Origin of the sequence: Natrinema salinisoli (assembly GCF_020405205.1) — an archaeon.
In the GTDB taxonomy this organism is placed as follows: Archaea; Halobacteriota; Halobacteria; order Halobacteriales; family Natrialbaceae; genus Natrinema; species Natrinema salinisoli.
The window spans coordinates 1,441,701-1,464,461 of sequence record NZ_CP084469.1 but is presented as its reverse complement, the minus strand read 5'-3'; the positions used below and the strand labels follow the sequence as shown (position 1 = coordinate 1,464,461).

23 protein-coding genes are annotated in these 22,761 nt (G+C 65.3%); 15 read left to right on the top strand and 8 right to left on the bottom strand.

Annotated features, from left to right (window positions below):
• The first annotated feature begins 223 nt into the window (after positions 1-223).
• From LDB05_RS07265 to LDB05_RS07225, 9 genes are read left to right on the top strand one after another with little or no spacing between them, the layout of a single operon-like run.
• A complete protein-coding gene (locus tag LDB05_RS07265; RefSeq protein ID WP_226007254.1) occupies positions 224-1,258 on the top strand; it encodes a monovalent cation/H+ antiporter subunit E in 1,035 nt (344 codons plus the stop codon).
• Positions 1,258-1,536 carry a cation:proton antiporter gene (locus LDB05_RS07260; RefSeq protein WP_425498594.1) on the top strand — a complete coding sequence of 93 codons (279 nt, stop codon included), beginning with the start codon at positions 1,258-1,260 and terminating at the stop codon, positions 1,534-1,536. The genes LDB05_RS07265 and LDB05_RS07260 overlap by 1 nt, the downstream gene beginning before the upstream one ends.
• A complete protein-coding gene (mnhG, locus tag LDB05_RS07255) occupies positions 1,533-1,898 on the top strand; it encodes a monovalent cation/H(+) antiporter subunit G (RefSeq protein ID WP_226007252.1) in 366 nt (121 codons plus the stop codon). The genes LDB05_RS07260 and mnhG overlap by 4 nt, the downstream gene beginning before the upstream one ends.
• Positions 1,895-2,434: a DUF4040 domain-containing protein gene (locus LDB05_RS07250; protein WP_226007251.1), complete on the top strand. Its 540-nt coding sequence runs from the start codon at positions 1,895-1,897 to the stop codon at positions 2,432-2,434. The genes mnhG and LDB05_RS07250 overlap by 4 nt, the downstream gene beginning before the upstream one ends.
• Positions 2,434-2,952, top strand: coding sequence for an MnhB domain-containing protein (locus tag LDB05_RS07245; RefSeq protein WP_226007250.1), 519 nt, complete (start codon positions 2,434-2,436; stop codon positions 2,950-2,952). The genes LDB05_RS07250 and LDB05_RS07245 overlap by 1 nt, the downstream gene beginning before the upstream one ends.
• On the top strand, positions 2,945-3,322 hold the full coding sequence (locus LDB05_RS07240) for a cation:proton antiporter subunit C (RefSeq protein WP_226007249.1): 378 nt from the start codon (positions 2,945-2,947) through the stop codon (positions 3,320-3,322). Before LDB05_RS07245 ends, LDB05_RS07240 begins: the two co-directional genes overlap by 8 nt.
• Entirely contained in the window at positions 3,315-4,898 is a 1,584-nt protein-coding gene (locus tag LDB05_RS07235; protein ID WP_226007248.1) for a proton-conducting transporter transmembrane domain-containing protein, read from the top strand. The genes LDB05_RS07240 and LDB05_RS07235 overlap by 8 nt, the downstream gene beginning before the upstream one ends.
• Complete coding sequence (locus tag LDB05_RS07230; RefSeq protein WP_226007247.1) at positions 4,898-6,811, top strand: proton-conducting transporter transmembrane domain-containing protein; 1,914 nt, start codon at positions 4,898-4,900, stop codon at positions 6,809-6,811. The genes LDB05_RS07235 and LDB05_RS07230 overlap by 1 nt, the downstream gene beginning before the upstream one ends.
• Positions 6,811-8,667, top strand: coding sequence for a Na(+)/H(+) antiporter subunit D (locus tag LDB05_RS07225; RefSeq protein WP_226007246.1), 1,857 nt, complete (start codon positions 6,811-6,813; stop codon positions 8,665-8,667). Before LDB05_RS07230 ends, LDB05_RS07225 begins: the two co-directional genes overlap by 1 nt.
• Before the next feature lie 82 nt (positions 8,668-8,749).
• Here the strand turns inward: LDB05_RS07225 and LDB05_RS07220 are convergent, their stop codons facing one another.
• From LDB05_RS07220 to LDB05_RS07205, 4 genes are all read right to left on the bottom strand, one after another.
• Positions 8,750-9,898, bottom strand: coding sequence for a tyrosine-type recombinase/integrase (locus LDB05_RS07220; RefSeq protein ID WP_226007245.1), 1,149 nt, complete (start codon positions 9,896-9,898; stop codon positions 8,750-8,752).
• A gap of 335 nt (positions 9,899-10,233) precedes the next feature.
• Entirely contained in the window at positions 10,234-10,398 is a 165-nt protein-coding gene (locus LDB05_RS07215) for a hypothetical protein (RefSeq protein ID WP_226007244.1), read from the bottom strand.
• A 95-nt stretch (positions 10,399-10,493) separates the two neighbouring features.
• Entirely contained in the window at positions 10,494-11,525 is a 1,032-nt protein-coding gene (locus tag LDB05_RS07210; protein ID WP_226007243.1) for a hypothetical protein, read from the bottom strand.
• On the bottom strand, positions 11,522-12,484 hold the full coding sequence (locus LDB05_RS07205; protein WP_226007242.1) for a S49 family peptidase: 963 nt from the start codon (positions 12,482-12,484) through the stop codon (positions 11,522-11,524). The genes LDB05_RS07210 and LDB05_RS07205 overlap by 4 nt, the downstream gene beginning before the upstream one ends.
• A gap of 193 nt (positions 12,485-12,677) precedes the next feature.
• On the opposite strand from LDB05_RS07205, the gene LDB05_RS07200 reads away from it, so the two are divergent.
• From LDB05_RS07200 to LDB05_RS07185, 4 genes are all read left to right on the top strand, one after another.
• The gene (locus tag LDB05_RS07200; protein WP_226007241.1) at positions 12,678-13,418 is read left to right on the top strand and encodes an alpha/beta hydrolase family protein; all 741 of its coding nucleotides are present in this window, start codon (positions 12,678-12,680) and stop codon (positions 13,416-13,418) included.
• A gap of 305 nt (positions 13,419-13,723) precedes the next feature.
• Positions 13,724-14,071, top strand: coding sequence for an ArsR/SmtB family transcription factor (locus LDB05_RS07195; protein WP_226007240.1), 348 nt, complete (start codon positions 13,724-13,726; stop codon positions 14,069-14,071).
• Positions 14,068-14,379, top strand: coding sequence for a DUF7521 family protein (locus LDB05_RS07190; RefSeq protein WP_226007239.1), 312 nt, complete (start codon positions 14,068-14,070; stop codon positions 14,377-14,379). The genes LDB05_RS07195 and LDB05_RS07190 overlap by 4 nt, the downstream gene beginning before the upstream one ends.
• 331 nt (positions 14,380-14,710) lie before the next feature.
• Positions 14,711-15,094 (top strand): universal stress protein, encoded by a 384-nt coding sequence (locus tag LDB05_RS07185; RefSeq protein WP_226007238.1) that lies wholly within the window; start codon positions 14,711-14,713, stop codon positions 15,092-15,094.
• A 93-nt stretch (positions 15,095-15,187) separates the two neighbouring features.
• Here LDB05_RS07185 and LDB05_RS07180 read toward each other — a convergent pair whose 3' ends face one another.
• From LDB05_RS07180 to LDB05_RS07170, 3 genes are all read right to left on the bottom strand, one after another.
• Positions 15,188-15,976, bottom strand: coding sequence for a VOC family protein (locus LDB05_RS07180; protein WP_226007237.1), 789 nt, complete (start codon positions 15,974-15,976; stop codon positions 15,188-15,190).
• Positions 15,977-16,024: 48 nt separating this feature from the next.
• A complete protein-coding gene (locus tag LDB05_RS07175) occupies positions 16,025-17,740 on the bottom strand; it encodes a Na+/H+ antiporter NhaC family protein (protein ID WP_226007236.1) in 1,716 nt (571 codons plus the stop codon).
• A gap of 217 nt (positions 17,741-17,957) precedes the next feature.
• Entirely contained in the window at positions 17,958-19,070 is a 1,113-nt protein-coding gene (locus tag LDB05_RS07170; RefSeq protein WP_226007235.1) for an OBG GTPase family GTP-binding protein, read from the bottom strand.
• Between the two features lie 223 nt (positions 19,071-19,293).
• Here LDB05_RS07170 and LDB05_RS07165 point away from each other — a divergent pair, with 223 nt between their 5' ends.
• Both LDB05_RS07165 and LDB05_RS07160 read left to right on the top strand, forming a co-directional pair.
• The gene (locus LDB05_RS07165; protein WP_226007234.1) at positions 19,294-20,931 is read left to right on the top strand and encodes a COG1361 family protein; all 1,638 of its coding nucleotides are present in this window, start codon (positions 19,294-19,296) and stop codon (positions 20,929-20,931) included.
• 184 nt (positions 20,932-21,115) lie between these two features.
• The gene (locus LDB05_RS07160) at positions 21,116-21,319 is read left to right on the top strand and encodes a VNG_1110C family protein (protein ID WP_226007233.1); all 204 of its coding nucleotides are present in this window, start codon (positions 21,116-21,118) and stop codon (positions 21,317-21,319) included.
• A 20-nt stretch (positions 21,320-21,339) separates the two neighbouring features.
• On the opposite strand, the gene LDB05_RS07155 is transcribed toward LDB05_RS07160, so the two are convergent.
• On the bottom strand, positions 21,340-22,653 hold the full coding sequence (locus tag LDB05_RS07155; protein WP_226007232.1) for a tRNA(Ile)(2)-agmatinylcytidine synthase: 1,314 nt from the start codon (positions 22,651-22,653) through the stop codon (positions 21,340-21,342).
• Positions 22,654-22,761 lie beyond the last annotated feature (108 nt).

Sequence of the window (22,761 nt, the reverse complement as noted above, 5' to 3'; positions counted from 1 at the left end):
ACTGAAACTGTGTTTGTAAAACTACCGATCGGCCAGCAGGGTCTGCGGGTTTCACTCCCTCCGGTGGTGTCGTTCCGATCCGACTGCGACGAGCGGGTCGCGAGAATCCGCGGATCGAGTTGCTGCTGGCGAATAACGAAATCGTTTTCCTACGGCTACCGCTTGATTCGGATACCAACGAGAGCCATGAGTATCCAACGACGGTCACCCGGAGGGAGACGCCGTGGCGGTTGAACGCCTGCTCGTCCCGCTGTCGGACACGGTGACCGTCCGGCAAACGGTCGGATACGCCGTCCGATCGGGGCTCGAGGGGGCCGACTCGCTCGAATGCCACCTCGTCGTCGCGATGCCGTACGACGCGGACGTCCCCGAGAGCGACCAGTACGACGAGGACGCCGACGGACTGCTTTCGCGAGCGCGAAACTGGGTCGAGGAAGACGCGGGTGGGGCCGACGTGACGATCGAAACGGCCAGACTCGGCGCGGACGAGTACCTCTTCGGTCCCCGGGACTACGCCGAAATCTTCGACGCTTACGCCGACGAACACGGGATCGACCGGGTCATCCTCGATCCGGAGTACCAGCCCGGCGTCACCGCACAGATGCTCCAGCCCCTCGAGCGCGAACTCGAGCGCATCGGGCTGGCCTACGACGAAGCCCCGGTCGAGCGATCGGCTCGGCGCGGACGACTCGCCGGCGGGACCGAGGACTTCGACCGCCTGTTCGCGGCCTTCCTGATTTCTTACGGCTTCTATCTCCTACTCGGCGACCCCACCTACTGGTTCGATCTGGTCACGGGGGCGGCGGTCGCCGGTATCGTCGCCGTCTCGCTCGCACGGGTGACGTTTACCGTGCCCCTTGATCGCGTCCAGTCGCCGCTCCGAATCGTTCGGTTCGCCATTTACGTACCGTACCTGCTCTGGGAAATCCTCAAGGCCAACATCGCGGTATCGGCCGTGATCCTCCGGCCGTCGATGCCGATCGAGCCCACGCTGACGCGGGTCAACTCTCGGGTCCGAAGCGGACTGCCGCTGACCGCGCTGGCCAACAGCATCACCCTCACGCCGGGGACGCTGACCGTGCGGGCGAACAACCAGCAACTGCTCGTCCACACGCTGATTCCCGCCGCCCAGGAGGACCTCTTCGACGGCGGCCTCGAGCGCGGCATCCGGTACGTCTTCTACGGCCGCGATTCGGCGGCGATTCCCTCGCCGCGCGAGCGCGACGATGCGGAAATCGTCGGGGGTGACGAGCTGTGATGCCGGCGTCGCTCGAGGACGTCTTCCTCGTCGCGGCCGCATTGTTCGTCGTTCTGGCGATCGCAGTGTTTTATCGGGCCGTCGTCGGCCCGACGACGCAGGATCGGCTGCTGGCCGTAAACGTTCTCGGAACGAACACAGTGGTCATCCTCGCGCTGCTCGCGGCGGGGCTCGATCAGGCGTGGTTCCTCGACGTCGCGTTGATCTACGCCCTGCTCAACTTCCTGATGTCGATCGCCATCTCGAAGTTCACCGTCGAGCGGGGTGGTGTGCTGTGATCGAGACGATCCGGTTCTGGCTGATCGCGGTCCTGCTGGGACTGGGCGTGTTCTTCACGCTCGTCTCGACGATCGGCGTCATCCGCCTTCCGGACATCTACGCCCGTGCGCACACCGCCTCGCAGACGGACACGCTCGGTGCGGGCTTCGCACTCGCCGGCGTCGCCCTGGCCTTCGGCTGGGAACAGGCGGCGGTCTACACCGTCCTGTTGTTGTTTTTCGTGTTCATCACGAACCCGACGGCGGCCCACGCGATCGCCCGGTCCGCGGCGGAGACGGGCGTCGAACCGCTCCTCGCCGACGAGGGGACGGACGCGGACGAAACCGACGGCCCCGCGGAAACGGACGGTGAGACGACATGAGTCTGTTCGCCTACTCCCTCGCGGTGTTCATCCTCGCGACCGCCGTCGCGACGGCGCTGTTTCGCGACGTCCTGTCGGTAATCATCGTCTTCGGGGCGTACAGCCTCGGAATGGCGATTCTCTACACCTTCTTGCTGGCTCCCGACGTGGCGATGACCGAGGCCGCGATCGGAGCCGGCGTGACCACGCTCTTGCTGTTGCTGACGATCGCACGCACGACCCGGCCCACGACCGACCGGCTCAGAGAGCGGATCCACCTGCCGGCGGTCGCCGTCGTCGGCGCGTTCGTGGTCCTGCTCTGCGTCGCAGTTCTGCCCGAGATGTACGAGGTCGGTGTCACGGATGCGCCGGTCTGGGATAACGGCGACGTAACCCAGTACTACATCCAGAACACGTATAACGACACGAAGGTACAGAACGCAGTCACGTCCGTCCTCGCCGCCTACCGTGGGTTCGACACCTTCGGCGAGGCGGTCGTCGTCTTCGCCGCCGGCGTCTCGACCCTGCTCGTCCTGAAACGCGAGGTGTTCGCCTAATGTCCGGCTCCATCGACGACACGTACACCGAGAGTCAGGTGATCATGACCGCGGTCAAGATCATCGCACCGTTTACGCTCACCTACGGGCTGTTCATGACCTTCCACGGGGGCGACGCCCCCGGAGGCGGCTTCCAGGGCGGCACTATCGTCGGCGTGACGGTGCTGATGCTCGCCTTCGCCTTCGGGATCGAACCGACCCGACAGTGGCTTCGCAACACCTTCCTCGTCGGGATCATCACCGGCGGCGTCGTCATCTTCGGCGCGGTCGGCCTCGCGATGGTCGCCCTCGGCGGGGACTTCCTCGAGTTCTACCGGCTCTACGAGGTCTTCGGCCAGAAACCCAAGTGGGGGCTCGAGGCAGTCGAGATCGGCGGTATTTCGCTGATCGTCACGGGGACCATCATCAGTCTCTTCTTCACGATGGCGGCGGGCTTCTCGCCGGATCGGCCGAGCGGGACCGGCGGCCTCGAGGAGAACGACGAACCGACCGAGGGAGAGGTGAGCGACGATGATTGAGTACCTCTTCAGTCACTACACGTACGTGCTGATGTTCGTCATCCTGGGAATCGGGATCTACATGGTGATCGCCAGCGAGAACCTCGTCAAGAAGCTGATCGGCGTCAACCTCTTCCAGACGGCCATCTTCCTGTTTTTCGTCTCGATGGCCTACATCGACGTCGAGGGTGCATCCGCACCGATCGTCCCCGCTACGAAAGACCCCGGAAAACTCATGGTCGCCAGTCCACTCCCACAGGTCATCGTGCTGACCGCCATCGTCGTCGGGATCGCACTGACCGCGGTCGGGCTGGCGCTGATCATCCGCATCTACGCGGAGTACGGCACGCTCCGCGAGGACACCCTCAGGGAGGTGCGTGCCGATGAGTAACGTCGATCTGATCCTCCCATTGCTGATCGTCGCCCCGATCCTCGCCGCGACGCTCCCGATCGCGCTGGGCCTCCGGTTCGACCGAACGGGCTGGCCCGTCGCCGGACTCACGACGCTCGGCCTGTTCGGCGCGGCCGGCTATCTCGCGACCGTCGTCTACACCGGCGGGAAGGAAACCCACAAGCTCGGCGGCTACTCCCCCGAGTTCGGAATCCAGCTCGTCGCTGACGAGTTCTCGATGCTGATCGTCCTGCTCATTACGGCCGTCGCAACCGGTGTCCTCGCGTACACCCGACGCGGCGGTCCCCGCGGGAACACGTTCTACACCGCCTACCTCCTGCTGGTCGGCGGCTTGCTCGGCATCTCGCTGACCGGCGACGTGTTCAACCTGTTCGTCTTCCTCGAGATCACGAGCATCGCGACCTACGCGCTCGTCGCGAGCGGCGACGGTCCCGAAGCGGCGGTCGCGTCCCTGAAGTACCTGATCCTGGGAACCGTCGCCGCGTCGATGTACCTGATCGGCGTCGCGTTCGTCTTCATGGCGACGGGGACGCTCAACATGGTCGAACTCGCGACGGCGATTCCAGACGCGAATACCACGTTAGTTCGGACCGGGTTCGGCTTCATCGTCGTCGGCTTCGCCGTCAAGGTCGCCCAGTGGCCGCTGCACACCTGGCAGCCCAGCGCCTACCAGCAGGCCCCCGACGGCGTGACGCCGCTGATCGCGGCGCTGGTCTCGACGGCCTCCGCGTACGCGTTCGGCCGGCTGATCGTCACCGTCTTCGAGGTCGACTACCTCGCCGCCATGCCGAACGCGGCCGCGATCGTCCTCACCGTCGGCTGCGTGAGCGTCCTCGCGGGCACTGCGCTCGCCGTGATCCAGACCGAAGTCAAACGGATGCTGGCCTACTCGTCGGTCTCGCAGTTCGGCCTGGTCATCGCCGCCTACGGAGTCGTCATCGCCGGTAGCTCCGAGACGGCGTTTATCGGGGCCGCGATCCACCTCGTCGGGCACGGGCTCCTGAAAGCCGGCCTCTTCCTCGGGGTCGCACTCGTCGCAGCGAGCTACGGCGCACGCACCGTCGACGAGTACGCCGGCCTCGCGAAAGAGCGGCCGTTCGTCGCCGGTTCGATGGCCGTCCTCCTGTTCTCGCTGGTCGGCGTCCCGCCGGGCGTCGGCTTCGTCGGCAAATGGTACATCGCCCTCGGTGCCGTCGAATCCCAGCTCTGGCCCGTCGCCGCCGTGATCTTCCTCAGTACCATGCTCACCCTCGCCTACGCCGCCCGCCTGCTCGAGAAGATGTACTTCACCCCGCCGGCCGTGGTCGATTCGCCTCACGCACCCGGATCGGTCGCGACCGACGGCGGCGACACTGATGACGATGAGTCCGGCGAACGCACCGTCGACGATACGGAGGCCGCCGCTGCCATCCGCGGGGCGAATACCCACGACGCGGTCTCCGTCGGCATGGTCGCGATCGTCGTCGTCGCCGCGCTCGGCTCCATCGCGCTCGGCTTCGCCGGTGGGACGTTCGCCGACCTGCTCGATCCGTTCCTGACGGAGGTGTTCAACTAATGGTCGAAGACATCCGACCGCTCGCCGCCGTGTTGGTGTCGGCGGTCGCAATCGCTCTGATCGTCGCGTCGCATCGCCGTCCGAACCTCCGGGAGGGGTGGTCCGTACTGGCCGCCCTCGCGAAGTTCGGGATCGTCGCCAGCATGCTCCCGGCGGTCATGGGTGGCGACGTCTTCAAATGGAGTCTCAAGGAGTCTACGGGGATCCAGTTCCTCGAGGGAATCGACTTCGCCCTGCGGGCCGATCCGCTGGGGATCTTCTTCGCGCTGCTCGCGAGCTTCCTCTGGATCTTCACGTCCTTCTACGCCACGGGGTACATGCGCGGGCTCGACGAACACTCCCAGACGCGTTTCTTCGCCTCCTTCGCGGCCAGCCTCTCGGCCGCCGTCGGGATCGCGTTCGCGGCGAATCTGGTGACGATCTTCGTCTTTTACGAACTCCTGTCGCTCGTCACCTACCCGCTGGTCGCTCACAACGAGGACAACGAAGCCCGCATCGCCGGCCGGAAGTACCTCACGTACACGTTCTTCGGCGGCGGGGTCTTCCTGCTCGCCGGCACGGTCATGGTCTACTGGCTGACGAACCAGGTCGGCACACCGACGACCGCCTTCGAAGCGGGCGGGATGGAAGCCCTCGCGACGGCCGCCCAGGCCGAACCGGTCTACGCGCAGGCCGCCTTCTTCCTGCTCATCGCCGGTTTCGGCGTCAAGGCGGCGCTGATGCCGTTGCACTCCTGGCTCGCCGACGCGATGGTCGCGCCGACGCCGGTTTCCGGGCTGCTCCACGCCGTCGCGGTCGTCAAGTCCGGCGCGTTCGGCGTCGCCCGGGTCATTCTCGAGGTACACGGGCCCGGACTGATCCACGACCTGCCGCTGGACGTGCCCGGTATCGGCGAGGTCGGGCTGAACATCCCAGTTGCCATCGTCGCTGCGTTCACGCTGACCGCGGCGAGTATCATCGCGATGCGGAAAGATCACCTCAAGCGCCGGCTCGCGTACTCAACCACGGCACAGCTCTCGTACATCGTCCTCGGGCTCTCGATGCTGCACCCAGCCGCGATGGCCGGGGCGCTGTTCCACATCCCCGCACACGCGTTCGCGAAGCTCACGCTGTTCTTCTGTGCGGGCGCGATCCACGTCGAAACCCACACCGACTACATCAGCGAGATGGCCGGCATCGGCAAACGGATGCCGCTGACGATGACCGCGTTCACAGTCGGCGCGGCCGGTATGGCCGGACTCCCGCCGATCGCCGGCTTCGTCAGCAAGTTCTACATGCTGATCGGCGCCGGCGTCGTCGGCGGCAGCTACTGGCTCTTCGCCGCGGCGCTGTTGCTCTCGGCCGTGCTCAACATCGGATACCTCTGGCCGGTCGTCTATACCGCCTTCTTCGAGAGCGAGGACCGCCACGACGCGAAACCCGTCCTCGAGTTCCCGCGGGGCGGCCTGTTCCGATCCTACGGCGGTGACGAGGAACCGGTCGCCGCCGACGGCGGGGAGCCGACCGACCGGACCGACGCGGCCGACGCGTCGGATTCGGAGCCCGCTACGGAGGAAGAATTCGAGTACGCCGTCGATCAGAACCCGAGCGATCACACGGCCCCCGACGACGCAGACACCGAGTCCGAGGATCACGTCAGTAGCGTCGACCACCACGGCGACCACGACGACCACCTCACCGGCGGGCCCCCGGCTGCCGGCTGGCAACGCCGCTCGCCGTTCGCCGAGAGTACGTGGCTCATGCTCGCGCCCATCGCCGTGATCGCGACGGGTGCGATCGTCCTCGGGATCGGCCCCGATTACGCCGTCTTCCTCGAGTTGGCCTTCCGAATCGTCGAGGACGTCTTCGGCATGCCGTTCGAGGACCTGATCGGTGATCCGCTCGATGAGGTACTCACGGAGGTGAACAACTGATGGAAGCCCAACTCCTGTCGCTGGCGTACCCGCCGCTACTGGTCTTCGCCGCGGCGCTGCTCGTGCTCGTCCTGCCGCGCCTCGCCGGCTTCGCCGTCGGCGCGCTCAGTCTCGCCGCCGTGCTGGCCATCTCGCTGGTCGCGCCCGAAGGGCAGCATCTCGCGGGGACCTTCCTCGGGTTCGAGCGGGTCGTCCCGTTCTACGTCGATGACTTCTCCCGGATGGTCGGCCTCGGGCTTGGCTTCCTCGGCGTCTGCAGCGTTATTTACGCCTACTCGAGCGAGGCGAGCAAGACGCTGGTCGCGTTCGCGCTCGTGTACGTTTCCTCGTCGATCGGGGCGGCCTTCGCCGGCGACTGGCTCGTCCTCCTGTTCATGTGGGAGCTGATGGCCGTGACCAGCACGCTGGTGGTCTGGCACTACGGCGGCGAGGCGGTCCGGGCCGGCTTCCGGTACGCGCTCTTCCACGGCACGGGCGGCGTGCTGGTGATGATGGCGGTCGCCGTCCACTACGTCGAGGTCGGAACGTTCGTCTACAGTGATACTGGAATCGCAAACGGGATCCCGGCGATACTCGCGGTGCTGGGAATGGGCGTCAACGTCGCCTTCGTCGGGTTCCACACCTGGCTGCCCGACACGTACCCGCGACCGCACATCGCGGCCTCCGTCTTCCTCTCGGTGTACACGACGAAGACGAGCGCGTTCGTCCTCTACCGGGCCTTCCCGGTCGATGCCCAGAGCGACATCGGGATCTACATCGCGTACATGGGCGGTCTGATGGCCGTCTACGGCGCGACCTTCGCGCTGTTACAACACGACATGCGGGCGCTGTTGTCCTACCACATCCAGGCCCAGCTCGGATACATCGTCGCCGGGATCGGGATGGGGACGACGGTGTACTCCGAGCTCGCCGTCGCCGGCGCGATGAGCCACCTGTTCAACAACATCCTGTTCAAGAGCCTGCTGTTCATGGCCGTCGGCGTCGTCATCTACCGGACCGGCGAGGAGGACCTGTACAAACTCGGCGGGCTCTGGCGCGAGATGCCCCTGACCGCGATCGGGTTCGGCCTCGGCGCGCTCTCGATCACCGCGATTCCGGGCTTCAACGGCTACGTGAGCAAGGGGATGCTTTTCGACGCGGCCAACCCAAGCCCCAAATATTACGGCGAGCCGGAGTTCCAGGCGCTGTACTGGCTGCTCTACCTCGGCGCGATCGGAACCCTGCTGTCGTTCATCAAGCTCGGCTACTACGTCTTCCTCCACGGCGAGAGCGACATCGAGGTCGCCGACGCCAAACCCGGCCAGACCGTCGCGATGCTCGGTCTGGGCGGCGCCTGCCTCCTCTTCGGCGTCTGGTGGCAGGGGCTGGCCGATCTCGCGCCGACGATCCAGGGGGCCGATTTCGCGTTCGAGTATCCCGGCGGCGAGAGCAACCTCCATCCCTACAGCACCAGTCACCTCGAGACCGCGGGAATCCTGACGGCGATCGGCCTCGTCGGGTTCGCCGTCGTTCGCAAACCGCTCTCGAAGCTCGATCTGGGCGATCCGGCGATGGTCGTCTACCCGGCGACCTACAGCGTCAGCCGCTGGACGATGCTGGCCGTCACCGAGACCTACGCCGCCGTGGACGCCGCCGTCGTCGGCGCGGTCACCCGCTGCTACTGGATCGGGAACAATCCGGTCCTCGCGGTCGACGCGGCCGCGGCCCAACTCCCGGACTGGCTGGTCGACGTCGACGAGCGCCAGCCGACCGACGGCGGCCGCCCGTCGACGATCCATCTCCGGACCGGCATCGGGACGACCGTCTTGCTGTTGACGCTCGTCCTGACGGTGATCCTGTGGCTGCTCGTCGTCTGAGGACAGCGGGTATCACGCGACGAATTTTCGATCCGGCTGTTGCAGAACGTGCTGGAGGTCCGTCTCGATTCGCGCTCCTTCCCTACGTACTGGACTCGTCCGCTGGCTCGTCCGAGCCGCTCCCGTCGATGTCGATCACGGTTCGGTCGATGTCCAGCGACGTCGGTTCCTCCTCGGGAACGACGATCGATCGCTCGGGGACCGTGGCGCGAAGCGTCGCTTTCGACGCCGTCGCCTCGCGCCGGTACTCCGAACCCTCCTGTGCCTGACGGATGCCCCGCGGGGTCAGGTAGTTCCCGTCGACGTCGACGACGGCCGCCTCGCAGAGCCGTTTGAGGACCGACCGGGCACCCTCGGTGGTGATCGCCGGGGGCGCGATCGACCGCTCGCGGGCGAGTTCCGTCGCCGTCGCGTCCTCGAGCAGCGTCTCGATTTCTTCCTCGTCGTACCCCCGCTCGCGCAGGACCGACCGGACCTGCCTGGCGATCGACGGCGCGTGTGCCGTCGGAAACAACGGCCAGTCGTTCGCGGGGGGATCGAGGACGACGCGATACCGCCGGAGCGGCGTCCGTGCGCGGGCGGGAAGCGGCACGTCCTCGAGTCGCTGGGACTTCCCCAGCACCCGGATCGTTCCCGTATAGAAGTCCACGTCGTCCCAGGTCGCACCCGTCCGGCGATCGTCCTCGGGGACGCGGAACAGCTCCGAACCGCGGACGGTCGAGTGGGCGAGGACGGCGACCATCGCGTACTCGCGCAACCGGCTACGGCGTTCGCTCGCCGAGGACGGGGCCTCGAGCGCACGCTCGCGAACGTAGCGTTCGAGCTCGCGACGCTGCTCGGCCGTCCAGAAGTCGCTCCCCTGCCGCTGCTCGGCGGTCGGCAGCGCGGCCTCCGCGCGGTCGGTCGCGGCGGGGTTGGCCTCGAGAATCCCGCCGCGGACACACCACGAGAGGAACGCCCGGACCACTGCGTAGTAGGTGCTGGCGGTCGAGGCCGTGTACTCGCCCCGGCCGGTTCGGCGATCGAGTTCGCCGGCGTACGCGCGCATGTGTTCGACCTCGAGTGCGAACAGCGACGTCAGTCCGTGTTCGCCCTCGAGCCAGTCGGCCCACCGCCGGAGAATCGATTCCGCGTTGGACGCGTAGGCTCCCGCGCCCGATCCGTCCGGATCGCCGACCGCCTTGCGCTGCAGGTAGGCGTCGATCGCGTCCGTGATCGCCACCTCGGTCACGGCGCGATCACCCGGTCGGCGTCCGTCCGGATCGTCGCTACCGATCGCTGGCCTCCGGTCCAGCCGCTGTTCGGTCGCTCGAGGCAGGTACAACGGCGACAAGAGCGGCTCGTGCGGATGGCGTCACGCCTCATCAGTTCGTTCCATTCTGTTGCACGATGCTAAATCTGTGTTTCGGTCCCCGGGACCGAAACGGACGAATCGTTCGAGTCGCACGCGCCGGAGTAGCGAGGGCGGCTCCGATTGCAATCACGGACGATCCGCCGGTCTCTCGTTGCGGTTCCTCCGGGACGAACCGATTCGTACTCGTTGAGTACCGCTCTGTTCGAACGCGGTCAGGACGGATGCTGGTGGCTGATCTTCTCGGCGGTCATCCCCGGCACCGGCGTCCCGCAGTCTTTGCATTTCCAGTTCGGCGTCACCGTCCCCGGTTCTTTGTCCAGATCCTGTTTGAACTCGAGGCGTGCACCACACGGACACTGATAGGTCGTGCGGGTCATGGACGAACCGACCCGATGTGGAAGAATAAACGGTTCGATACCTGTAAACTAGAATACAGCCGTTCGACGCACTCGACTGACGGGAACGTGCCCCGTCAGGACGAGCCGGACGTCTGGCCCGATTGTGGCGGCTGCGTCATCGGTGGTTGATTGGGGCCGCCGACGCCCGAACCGTTGCCGAAGTCGGTATTCGGTTCTTCGCCCGTCACCAGGAAGTCCGCGAGGTTGCCCGCGAGGACGTTGTTGTCGACTCGGTAGACGTTCTCGGGCGTCAGGAAGCTCTCGTCCCCGATTACGGCGACGTTGTCGTTTCGAGCGGCGACGCCGTAGGTGCCCGCCTCTCTGGTCGTCGAGAGCGTCGTTCCGTTGCTCGTCTCGAGGGCAGTTTCACCGCTGCTGGCTCCGACGGGAGTGGCCCCGCGGAGTACGACTCGATCGATGCCCTCAGTCAACGAGGAGTCGCCGGTCGGTTCGGCGTAGACGCCGAGGTGGTTGTTGTCGTTTTCCTCGAGGTTGTACAGGTAGCCGGAATGGGTGTACACTCCGCCCGCCGAAGCGATCTGGGCGGTGTCACCCGTACTGCCGGGATTGGATACGATGAGGGTCCGACCCCCGGAATCGATGAACTGCTCGAGGGTGTTGCGTTCCGTCGGCGTGTAGGTCGCGGAACCGACCGTCAGGAAGGCGTCGGCGTCCTCGAGGGTTTGACTGAGCTTCACGTTCGACGTGGGACCGCCGTCGTAGAAGACGACCTCGTGGCCGTTTTCGACGAGCGCTGAGACGAGCGGGTTCACGTCTCTGTCCACACCGCCGAGCGAACCGACGGAGAGCCGGTGATTGGGCCCATCGTCTCTGATCGGAAGCGACGGTCCCATGCCGAAACTGGATGTCGAGGAACTCCCCGCGTTGACCACGATCGTCTTCCCCGATTCGGTGCTATCCATCTCGATCTCGCCGCCGTCGGGGGCCTGTTCCGGGACGATCGTCTCCGAGTCCCAGTGGTCCGTATCGACCTCGGCTGGCTCTGGCGTGCCGTCGTGGACGACCAGCCCACCGACGGAGACTGCACCGACGATGAGGACGAAGACTGCGACGAACGTTCCGAGGAGGGTCGTCGTCGAACTCATGACCCGTCACCCCCGTCGTCGGTAGCCGCCTCGTTCGGTTCGACGCTCGTACGCGCCTGCTCCGTCGCCGTGTTCGTCCTGTTACCGATGAATAGTGCGTTCCAGAGATCGGGCGTCACGAGTAGCGAACGGTGTGGGTTTATCGCCGAGTCCCCGGACTCGCCGGCGGTCCGGTCACCGCCGTCGGACGCTCCGAGCCCGAACGGCAAGTTCTGTTGTCGTTCGGATTCGCGGATTTCAACGTCGTACGATCCTAATCCGGCCTCCTCGGCGGTATCGGCGATCGCGTCGTCGACGGTACCGATTTCGTCGGCGTACCCGTTTTCGACCGCTTCGATACCGGGATAGGTCTGTGCGTGAGCCACTTTCGTGCGGCTCAGTTCGATCTCGTCACCGCGCTGTTCCATCACGCTCTCGAGGAACGATCGTTTGATCGTCTCGGTCTGTTCCCGGTGGTCGTCGGGGTGGAACGAGCCCTTGTCGGGCGCGCTCGCGCCCTCGTTCGGTCCGGTGGGCTGTGGCGCGGGTCCGATCACGCCGACGCTGCCGACCTCGGCGGTCGGGGTAACGTAGATTTCGTCGGCCGGCAGCATCGTATAGTACGCGCCGGAGGCCCCGATCGTGTCGACGGCCGCGATAACCGGTATTTCTTGCGCCGTTCGCTCGACCGCCATGTACATTCGCTCGCTCGAGCCGGGCGAGCCACCGCCGCTATTGACGTCGAGGACGACCGCGCTCACCGAATCGTTGTGTCGCGCGTCCCTGAGTTCCGTCTCGAGTTCCTGGGCCGTGTTCGAGGTGATGATGCCGTTTACTTCGATCACTGCGACGGTTCCGTCGTCGTCCGTCGTCTCTCCGTACACCTGCGGGGCGACGAGCGCCCCTGTGGCGATAGCGAGTGCTGCCGCGATAGCGACTTGCTGTCGCCGCGAAAGTCGTTCGAGTGGCCATACTGCCATGCGGCGGCGGTTCGTAGCAGCAATACATAATTACGTACTGCCATTTTCTCGGTCAGAAAAAGCCTTGATGGTCGTCGGGACCGTCGCCGTTTCGAGACCAGGTCCCCGGAGCGCATCGGTCGACAGAAGCGGCCGGACACCGCTTGCCGGACCACCGCTGTCAAGGTGTTCGGAACCGTCCGTCGAGAAACGAATGCCCCAATCACACAGCATCCCGATCGAGGGGATGGCAACTGGGACGGATTCGACTCCGACGCTCGCGGCCGTCCATCACGAGAGTGATTCCGACGACTGGCTCGTCTTCTGCCACGGCCTTCGCAGTGACAAGTCCGGCAGCTACGAACGGCGGTGTCAGCGGGCTCGCGAGGCGGGGTACAACGCCGTCCGGTTCGACGCCAGGGGCTGTGGCGAGTCCGCCGGTGAGTTCGTCGACTCGACGCTCGAGGCGCGGCTCGCTGATCTTCGCCACGTCGTGGACTACTTCGACCCGAGCAGCTACGTCCTGTTCGGCTCGAGCTTCGGCGGCAAAGTCGCGCTCCACGCCGCCGCCGAGGACGACCGGGTCGATGCGGTCGCCACACGTGCGCCCGTGTCTACCACCGAGACGTTCGACGAGTATCGAGCGATCGTCGACCGCGAGGGTGAGTGGACGTTCGATACCGGGGAGCGAATCGACCACCGGTTTTTCGACGCCCTCGAGCGGTACCCCTTCGCGGACGTCGTAGAAATGCTCGCGATTCCGGTAGCGATCTTTCACGGCGGTGCCGACGACGTCGTCGACCCCGTCGATAGCTTCGATGCCGCCCGGCGACTCGAGACCGACGTCCTCGTCGAGCGTTTCGCGGGCGAGGGGCACCGGTTTTCGGCTGCCGGCGAAGAACGGCTGCTCGAGCGACTGTTCGGCTGGCTCGAGTGGGTAGACGGTCAAGACTGAACGGAAGCCGGCCGATCGCGGCCGGATACGACGGTCCGTCGGCCCCTCGCTCCACTCCGTGATCGTGTCCGTCATATCGATAGACGGAATCTACCGACCCAGTTTCCGAAACGTCGGACTGGACGGGGATCGGAGATCGGCTCCTGTGGATGAGGGGGCTCGACAGCCGGCGCTACGTCTGCTGGAGCGCTTGTTGAACGCGTTCGTACACGTATTCGCCACCCCGCGGGATTGGGGACCGTATTTTCTCGCCCAGAAAAACCGGACCGCTTTTGATAGCCATGCCGGAACGAACAGCTATACCAGTGAGTGAGGAAACCGACCTATCGACACTGCTCGCAGTGCTCGACGACGAGTATGCGCGAGATATCCTCACCCACACCAGCGTCGAACCCATGTCTGCCAGTACACTGAGCGAACGGTGTGACGCCTCCCTCCCGACGATCTATCGGCGGCTCGACCGCCTCGAGGAGTGTCACCTCGTTACCGAAGAGACGGAGCTCGCACCCGACGGCAACCACTACAGCGTCTACAGTGCGAACCTCGACAGACTGGAGCTCTCGCTGGACGACGGCTCGTTTTCGCTCGACGTGACCTACAGTGAGGAAGACGTCGCCGACAAGTTCACTCGCATGTGGGAGGGGATGCGATGAGTCGGACCGTCGTCAGGATCGATCAGGCGAGCCTGTTTGAGCTGTTGACCGTTGCGAGCCTCTTCCTCGTCGCACTCTTCGGGACGATTATCGCCTATCAGGCTTATCGGGGATACCGACGGAACGATGCCTCGTCGATGCTCTATCTCGCGATCGGACTCCTCCTGTTGACGCTGTGTCCGTTCCTCGTCAACGTCGTGCTCACGACGGTCGTCAGTCCGGATCGGATCGTCATCGCATTCCTCGAGAACGTGAGTCGACTGTGTGGCCTCGTCGCGATTACCTACTCCCTGTACGGCAATCATTGATCGGTTCGTCGCTCACCGGCAACCGTGTCGGGCCGAAGCGATCCCAGTGTCACCGGGGACGGTGACGTGAGGAGGGCCAAGCGACGCGACACGTCCCGAGGAGGCGGTCGGGGGGACGTGTCGGGCACGCGTCGCGGCCCTGGGATGATCGGATGCGGGGAAGTTCGGGGGATCGGGATGTGGGGATGATCTCTCGTCCCCCGTGTGCGTCGTTTCGTGCCGTCGTATTAGTACTACGAGCGCGTTTTCTGGGTCGGAAAATCCACCGCTGTTCCGGTGCGTCGCGCGTGCGGTCCGCAGGTTTCTTCGAGGCCCTCACCGAAGTACCGCTGTGCAGTACCTCGCTGGAACCGACTCCGTCCATACGACGGCAGCGATCTGTGACTACCTCGTCGATCGGGCCGGTCCCGACGACACCGTCACCGTGATCGCCGTCGAATCGCCCGACGACCCGACCGCCCGCCGAGACGGCGAGGAAGCGCTCAACGTCGCCCCCGTTCGGCTCGCGACCGTCGGCGAGGTCGAGACCGAACTTCGAACCGGGACCCCTGCGGAGGCGCTCCGCGAGGCAGCGGCGGCCTCCGACGTCGACGAAATCGTCATCGGAACGCACAGCGGTGATCCCGACGCGACGCGCACGCTCGGATCGACCGCGCGACGGGTTCTCGCCGACGCGGACCGGCCGGTCGTCGTCGTTCCGATACCCGACCTGTAACTCCTCGAGAGGGGATTGCGCCCGAAATAGCAGTCCGCTTCGCACGAGACGGAGAGCGATCGAGGCTCCCGCCGAGACCCGAACGCGGCCGGTTTAGAACGGGAACAGCGAATCGGCCTCGAGGTCGCGCTCGATGAGTTCGATCTCGTGGCCGTCCTGATCCTTCGTGAAGGCGTACATGTCGTCACAGCTCTCGGGATCGCGGTAGTCCGCGGCTTCGCGCACCAGGAGCTGGTCCCAGTCCTCGTGGAGGTCGTCGAGGCGGACACAGAGGTGGCCCCAGGCGTCGCCCATGTCGTAGCTCCGGCCGTCGTAATTGTAGGTGAGTTCGACGGACATCGCCTCGTCAGCGGCGTCCGTGGGCTCGACGAAGTAGTTCGCGAACGTGTCGGACTCCCAGCGGCCGACCTCGTCGTACTCGAACTTGCGCGTCCAGAAGCCCAGCGCCTCGTCGGCGTCCTCGACGCGGATCATGGTGTGATCGAGCGACCAGAGCGCGCCCTCGTCACGTTGGACGATCTCGATCTCGTGGCCGTCGGGATCTTTGACGAAGGCGTAGCGGCCCCCACAGGATTGGGGATCGCGGTAGTCCTCGACGCCCTCGTCCATGAGCTGCTGGTAGTAGTCCTCGAGTTCGCCCTCCGGGACCCGTACCGCGATGTGTCCCCAGGCGTCGCCCACCTCGGGCTCCTCGCCCTCGTTGTGGGTGATCTCGAGCATCGCTCCCTCCTCGTGCATCTCCTCGGGCCCGAGATAGACGATGGTGAAGCCGTCGCCCTCGTGGCGATCCTTCTCCTCGTACTCGAGGTGGGTCCGATACCAGTCGAGCGATTCCTCGAGGTCGGCGACGCGGATCATCGTGTGGTCGAGCGTTCCGTCCATACGCTAGCTCTGTCTTGCGGACGGCAAAAATATGGCGGAGACGGCGGTCTAATCGAGGTCTTCCGGGGCGGATCCGGGTTCGGCCTCGGGCTCTCGACCGGTGCGGTCGACGTCGGTCGAGGAGGCCCTGGGAGCGAGGCCCTTGCGCTGGGCGTCGATCTCCGAGAGCCCGTAGACGAGTCCGACAAGCAGGACGACTCCGAGGGGAAGGAAGACCATCCACGGAACGCCGAGGAAGCCGTAAAGCGCGTAACAGACGACCACGACGAACAGGACGGTTCCGGCGTAGTAGAGCTGCGTGCGGATGTGATCGATGAGATCGGCCCCGGTGAACGTCGCCGAGAGCACCGAGGTGTCGGAGATCGGCGACGAGTGATCGCCGAAGATCGCGCCCGAGAACACCGCCCCGACCATCACCGGCATGAGTTCGAACGTGCCGGTGAGTTCGTAGGCGACGCGGATCGAGATCGGCGTGACGATGCCCATCGTCGCCCACGACGAGCCCATGGTGAACGCGACGAAGGCGGACACGAGCAACACGACGATCGGGAGGACGGCCGGCGAGACGACCCCTTCCGCGACGCCAGCGACGTATCTTCCCGTGCCGAGTTCCTCGGCGACCGCGCTGATCGCCCAGGCGAGGACCAGGATCGTCACCGCGGTCAGCATCAGGGAGAAGCCGTCTAGAATCGTGTCGACACTGTCACCGAGGTCGAAGAGGTCGTAGGCCAGTCCGATGAGGATCAGGGTCGCGACCATCGCGAACGAGCCCCAGACGAGCGCGGCGGCGAAATCCCCCGCGCCGACGACGTCGACCAGTATCTGGATGACGCCGTCGTTTCCGATGGCGGTCTCGAGCGACGTCGTCGCGTCCGCCTCGGCCTGTTCGTCGAGCCACGACTGATAGCCGGTCCAGAACGCCCCGGAGAGCGTGACCGCGACCAGGACGACGATCGGTGCGAAGAACGTCCGGAGCATCGGCCGATCCTCGATCGGCGAGCCCAGATCCTTCTCGACTTCCTGGAGGGGCTGTGCCTCGTCGCGGTTTACCTTCCCGGTCTGCCAGGATCGGTGCTCGGCGTCGAGCATCTCCCCGTAGTCGCGCTGTGAGAGGACGATGACCCCCACCATGACGATCGCGAGCAGGGAGTACGTGTTGAACGGAATCGAGCCGACGAACGTCTCGAACACGCCCGGTGTGTCGGCCGCGGTGACGGCGTAGTCGTCGCTGTCGACGAGGGCAGTGTATCCCTCGTCGATCATCGAGAGCTGGAACGCGACCCAGCTCGAGAGCCCGATCGTCGCGACGGGCGCGGCAGTCGAGTCGACGATGTAGGAGAGTTTTTCGCGGGAGATCCGCATCTGATCGGAAATCTCGCGCATCGTACTGCCGACGATCGCCGTGTTGGCGTAATCGTCGAAAAACAGGAGTATTCCCAGCCCCCACGTCGCCAACCCGGTCTTGCGCTGGGTTTCGAGCCGGCTCGTCGCCCAGTTGCGGACGGCGCTCGCGCCACCGAGTCGCCAGATCAGCGCCACGCCCGATCCGAGCAGGAGGGTGAACACTAGGATATTCGCGTGGAACACGTCCGCGATCGCTCCGGTGATCCACTCGAACGTTTGTCCGATGCCGATGCTTCCGGTCGCGATGACTCCGCCCGACCAGATCCCGAGGAACAGCGACAGGATCGGCCGCCGCGTCCAGATCGCGAGGACGATCGCGAGCAGCGGCGGAGCCAGCGAGAGTGCGCCGAATTCAGCCATACGTACCTAGTCTTCGGGCTGTCGTATATTCTTCACCGTTCCGATCCGAATACTGTCAAATCAATCATTTTAGACTGAGGAGATATATGTGAATGGCCGTATTAGTGGCCTAAACTCTATCATACAGAATATCTGTAATTATTTAAATCGTTTTCCGCGAATACTATTCCGAAGCGAGCGCGGTGACGGATACGAGCGGGCGACCGGGCCGTCCCGGTTATCGCCGCAGAATCAGCTTCAACACGTCCTCGTCCTCGAGCACGTGATCCTTCCCGACCTGTTGCTGGTCGTGGGCCGCGCTGGAACCGGTTACGCGGGCGAAGCGGAAGCGCTCTTCCATCTCGCCGCCGAGTTTTTCGATGGCCTCGCCGACGGTGGTTCCCTGCTCGATGACGAGCGGCTCCTCCCAGTCGATCCCGCGGCCCGGTTTGTCCATGTAAACCCGGATGAGACCCAGTCGCTCCCAGATTCGGTCTTTGAGTACGTCGAGGCCCTTCTCCTCCTCGGCGCTGATGAAGGTGACCTCCTCGGGATCTAAGTCGCGCTCGCGCAACTGCTCGTCGACCGTCTCCTTGTAGTCGGGATCGATCAGGTCGACCTTGTTGACGCAGGTGATCGATGGGATGTACTCGCGGTTCTCCATCAGCCCGTCGACCAGCCGGTCGATGGTGACGTTCTCTTGCAGGTTGACGACGGCGTTGACGTAGCCGTGCTCGCGGATGACCTGCTTGATCGTATCCTCGTCGAGGTCCTGCTCGGTGCTCGAGGTGATCTTGATGCCGTCTTTGATCTTCGGGCGAACCGTGACTTTCGGGGGCTCCTGATCGACGCGGATATTGATGTCGTACAGCTCTTCCTGGAGCCGGTCGTACTGCTCGAGTTCGAACACCGAGAGCATGAAGATGATGAGGTCGGCGTTCCGAACGACCGCGAGCACCTGCTGGCCGCCGCCTTTCCCGGCCGCCGCGCCCTCGATCAGTCCCGGCACGTCGAGCAACTGGATGTTCGCGCCGCGGTGGTTCAGCATCCCCGGATTGACGTCCAGCGTCGTGAACTCGTAGGACCCCGTCTCGCTTTCGGCGTTGGTCAGCGAGTTCAGCAGCGAGGACTTGCCGACGCTCGGGAATCCGACCAGTGCGACCGTGGCATCGCCGTGTTTCTCGACGGAGTAGCCGCCGCCGCCACCCGACCCGGACTGCTGGGTCTCGAGTTTCTCCTTCTTCTCCGCGAGCTTCGACTTCAGCCGGCCGATGTGGGCCTCCGTCGACTTGTTGTAGGGCGTATTGGCTATTTCGTCCTCGATTTCCTCGATTTCGTCCTCGAGCCCCATTTGTCAGTATGCAACCGGCCGGGCCGAAAAACCCTTTCGAGACACACGTTGAGGGAAGGGAAGCGACGGGGTACCGAACCAACTCGTGATTCGTCTTAGCGGCCCTGGCGAGACAAACGTGTCAGTCACGACCTCTCGGTGAGCGACATACTCGTTTCATCAAGTGCGTTCGTATCGCCAAGGTTGTGTTAGCTATACCGCCCTGTATGACGAGTGATACCGTATGCGGCGGCGAGAATACGTTACGGCGGTGGGGGGTAGCATGGGCGCGCTCGCGCCGACGAGGGTCGGAACCGCGCAGACAGTTTCGCTCGAGCGCGTCTGCCCGGTCGACGACGCGACGACAGTTCGACCGGGGGGTGAGATCCTCTTCGAAGCCGCGGCGACTCCCGGCGTCGAACCGACTGCAACGGAGTGGCGAATCGATGCTAGCACTGGGAACGAGATCGACCCGGGCGCGCCGTTCTACAGTTATACCCACGTAACGGGACAGCCGGCCGCTTACGGTCGGTTCGAGGAGCCGGGGCTCTGCGAGGTGAGCGTGACCGTCGACGGGCGGTCCGTCTCCTGGACCGTCGAGGTCACCGAGGCGGCCCCCGGCTCACCGAGCGTCGACGTGACGCCTGACCCGGGACCGGACGCCACGATCACCGTCCGCGACGAGATCGAGGTGTCCGCGTCCGCGGCCGACGATCACGAGACGCTCCAGCAGCTCTTCTGGCAGGAGGGCCGCAACGCGACGTACGTCGATAACGCTGACCTGTCGGGGTCGACGGCGACGGTGACGTACGAGACGACCGGCGGGGACGCCATCTGGTTCATTGGTGAGTATCCGATGATGGGGTGGGTCGCGTGTCGCGACGGCCGGCTATCGACCGCCCGCACCGAGGGCCCGTCGGTCATCGCGTGGCGCGGTGCCACGATTACCGGCACGAACGCGCCGGTCCGGGCAGGCGAGGACCTCCTCGTCGAGGCCGAGATCGAAATCGACGGTAACTCCACGTATCACGGGTTCGTCGACGTGGCGGCCGACCTGATCGTCGGCCACGATCCCACGCACGTCGACAGCGAAACGCTCGAGGTGTTCGCGGGGAACACCGCGACCGTCCGGCTCGAGTTCACGACTGCCACCGTCCGCAACACGCAGACGTTTCCCGTTCGCGTCGAGACGCGAACCGACGCCTCGGAGACGGACGTCACCGTCATCGGAACAGACGACGCCGGTTCACAGGGACAGCTCGAGGTGACGGGCCTCGAGACGAATACGCCGGTGACTGGCGGGGAGCGGCTCGAGGTGACGGCCACGCTGGAGAACACGGGTAACGGACCGGCCGGCCGCGACGTCGAACTCGTCGTCGGCCACGATCCGACGACGGTGGATACGCAGTCGGTGACCGTCGATGAGGGGGATACGACGACGGTTTCGCTGGGGTACGAGACGTATCCCGTGGAAAACGACGACGAGTTCCCCGTTCGGGTGCGGACGGGCGACGATACTGCCTCGCAATCGGTGCTCGTTCACGGCCGTAGCGGGGACGGGAACGAAGAGAGCGGTCAAGTGACGTTCGCAGTCTCGGTAACCGGGACGAACGCGCCGGTGACCGGCGGTGAGTGGCTTTCGGCCACTGCCGCAGTAGAGAACGTCGGAGACGCCGCCGGGACCCACGACGTCGAACTCGTGGTCGGCCGGACGCCCGAGGTCGTCGATGTCACGAGCGTGACGCTCGCACCCGGCGAGACGACGACGGTTTCGCTCGGGTACGAAACCTATCCCGTGCGAAACGACGACACGTTTCCGGTAACGGTGCGCTCGCCGCATGCGAGCGACACGCGGACGGTGACGGTCCACGGAACGAGCTGATGCCGGTATACGGGCGATTGCGGCCACCGTAACAGAGGACGGTACAGCGTTGGAACAACCGGTTGTCGGGTTGCTCTTTCAGGCCGAAGGTTCTGACGCGGGAGGAAACCCCACGACACGACTCAATTACCGATACTAACTCGATTTCGACACACATAAACGACGGGCTATGGACCGACTAGCTATGCCAACCGCGTCGCAGCTGCGTGACAGCACCCAGATCGTCCTCCCGCGGGAGACACTCGAGGGACTCGAGTCGCAGCTCGACGAGGAGTTTACGGTCACCATCGTTCCGGACGGGGACGACCGTTGCCGGATCATCGGCAGTCCCGTCGAGATCAAGGACGCGAGCGAGTTCCTCACGCGTCACGGCGTCACCGTGCGCTGAGTATCGGTGATCGACCGAGGCTACCGCTCCGGATGCGTCCGCGCATCGAACCCGCCTCTGACGAGCGGTTTCGCGATGTGTCGACGCGCACACGGTGGGACCTCGTACCAGCCCTCCTCGAGGTCGCGCTCGAGCGGGCGTTCGACCCTCCCGTCCGTCCCGGTTCCGCAGTCGCGACAGCGATACCCCTGGTCCCGACCGGCGCTTTTCATCGTTCGCTCGCAGTCGGGGCAGGTCGGCGTCACGCGCTCGGTCCGCACGAGGTCGCGGACGGCGAACTTCTCGAGTTTGAGCGTCCCCTCGGAGATCTCGCCGCAGGCGGTGATCCGATCGCCGACTCGCAGCGCGCGCACCCGATCGCGGAACCGTTTCGTGGGCTCGAACGCCGCGCAGGTGAGGCGCTCGTCCGAATTTTCCGAGTTCCCGTCTCCCGAACCCGCCTCCCGCGGCGACTCCAGATCGACGAACACGTGCCCGCCGCGGCGCGTTTCGGGCTCGCTCGCTACCCGGCCCTCGAGTCGGTAGGCGCGTCCGTCCTCGACGTCCTCGATCGAGCCGTCACGAAGGTGGACGTCCGTCCCCTGATTGGTCACGAAGCGCCGACTCGTCGCGACGGGCTCGCTCTCGATGCGCTCGGCGACCGCCCGGACCGCGTCCGGATCGTCGCCGCGGATTCCGTGCAGGATCGGACCGGGCGTGTGCGGGACGCAGACGGTTTCGTCCTCGCCGCGATCGACCGTATCCCAGACCGCTGGATAGCCCGACTCCGCCGCGGCGAAGACGCTCTCGTGATCCACGTCGCGGGGCGTCCCCCAGCGATCGGGCTCGCGATAGGAGATGTACTCGTGAGTCCACTCCTCGAGCGCCCTCCAGGCCCCGATCGCGGCCAGCGCGCCGATCCGGCCGCGACCGTCGCCGGCGTGCCACGACCGATAGCCGTGGCGGTCGATCAGCGCCGCGGCGTCGGCCGGCTCGAGGTGGTCGCGGATCGCCGTCCGCGTGAACCGACCGATTTCGTCCGGAATCGACCTCTCAGCGGGGTCGTGGTCCGCCACGACCAGTCCGGGGTTCGTCCGTTCGTCCTCGGTTTCGGCCAGCGACTCGAGTCGGTCGCGCGCGACCGCGAACGCGCGATCGGGATCGCAGTCGGTGTGAATCGCCAGCGCCGCGTTGCCCCGGGTCTTGTACTCCACGGCGGGGTTGAGTCGCACGAGGAGCAGGCGGGCGACGGTCGATTCCTCGCGGCGCAGTCGCTCGGCGATCGTCGCGGCGACGTAGGTCGTGCACATCCCCCGCTCGCGCGAGTCGGTATCGTCGATCCCGACGATGGTCATCGTCGGCTCTTGGGAGGGGATCGGCTAACAGTTTCGGGATTTCGCGTCGGGTTTCGAGGGGCCGAAACCAGTATATAAGTATACTCCTGATACAGGGCCGAATCGGGA

Coding starts and splice junctions, on each gene's coding strand:
- LDB05_RS07260 (WP_425498594.1), top strand. CDS start 1,258: ATGCCGGCGTCGCTCGAGGACGTCTTCCTCGTCGCGGCCGCATTGTTC.
- LDB05_RS07250 (WP_226007251.1), top strand. CDS start 1,895: ATGAGTCTGTTCGCCTACTCCCTCGCGGTGTTCATCCTCGCGACCGCC.
- LDB05_RS07245 (WP_226007250.1), top strand. CDS start 2,434: ATGTCCGGCTCCATCGACGACACGTACACCGAGAGTCAGGTGATCATG.
- LDB05_RS07240 (WP_226007249.1), top strand. CDS start 2,945: ATGATTGAGTACCTCTTCAGTCACTACACGTACGTGCTGATGTTCGTC.
- LDB05_RS07235 (WP_226007248.1), top strand. CDS start 3,315: ATGAGTAACGTCGATCTGATCCTCCCATTGCTGATCGTCGCCCCGATC.
- LDB05_RS07230 (WP_226007247.1), top strand. CDS start 4,898: ATGGTCGAAGACATCCGACCGCTCGCCGCCGTGTTGGTGTCGGCGGTC.
- LDB05_RS07225 (WP_226007246.1), top strand. CDS start 6,811: ATGGAAGCCCAACTCCTGTCGCTGGCGTACCCGCCGCTACTGGTCTTC.
- LDB05_RS07215 (WP_226007244.1), bottom strand. CDS start 10,398: ATGACCCGCACGACCTATCAGTGTCCGTGTGGTGCACGCCTCGAGTTC.
- LDB05_RS07210 (WP_226007243.1), bottom strand. CDS start 11,525: ATGAGTTCGACGACGACCCTCCTCGGAACGTTCGTCGCAGTCTTCGTC.
- LDB05_RS07205 (WP_226007242.1), bottom strand. CDS start 12,484: ATGGCAGTATGGCCACTCGAACGACTTTCGCGGCGACAGCAAGTCGCT.
- LDB05_RS07200 (WP_226007241.1), top strand. CDS start 12,678: ATGCCCCAATCACACAGCATCCCGATCGAGGGGATGGCAACTGGGACG.
- LDB05_RS07190 (WP_226007239.1), top strand. CDS start 14,068: ATGAGTCGGACCGTCGTCAGGATCGATCAGGCGAGCCTGTTTGAGCTG.
- LDB05_RS07180 (WP_226007237.1), bottom strand. CDS start 15,976: ATGGACGGAACGCTCGACCACACGATGATCCGCGTCGCCGACCTCGAG.
- LDB05_RS07175 (WP_226007236.1), bottom strand. CDS start 17,740: ATGGCTGAATTCGGCGCACTCTCGCTGGCTCCGCCGCTGCTCGCGATC.
- LDB05_RS07170 (WP_226007235.1), bottom strand. CDS start 19,070: ATGGGGCTCGAGGACGAAATCGAGGAAATCGAGGACGAAATAGCCAAT.
- LDB05_RS07165 (WP_226007234.1), top strand. CDS start 19,294: ATGCGGCGGCGAGAATACGTTACGGCGGTGGGGGGTAGCATGGGCGCG.
- LDB05_RS07160 (WP_226007233.1), top strand. CDS start 21,116: ATGCCAACCGCGTCGCAGCTGCGTGACAGCACCCAGATCGTCCTCCCG.
- LDB05_RS07155 (WP_226007232.1), bottom strand. CDS start 22,653: ATGACCATCGTCGGGATCGACGATACCGACTCGCGCGAGCGGGGGATG.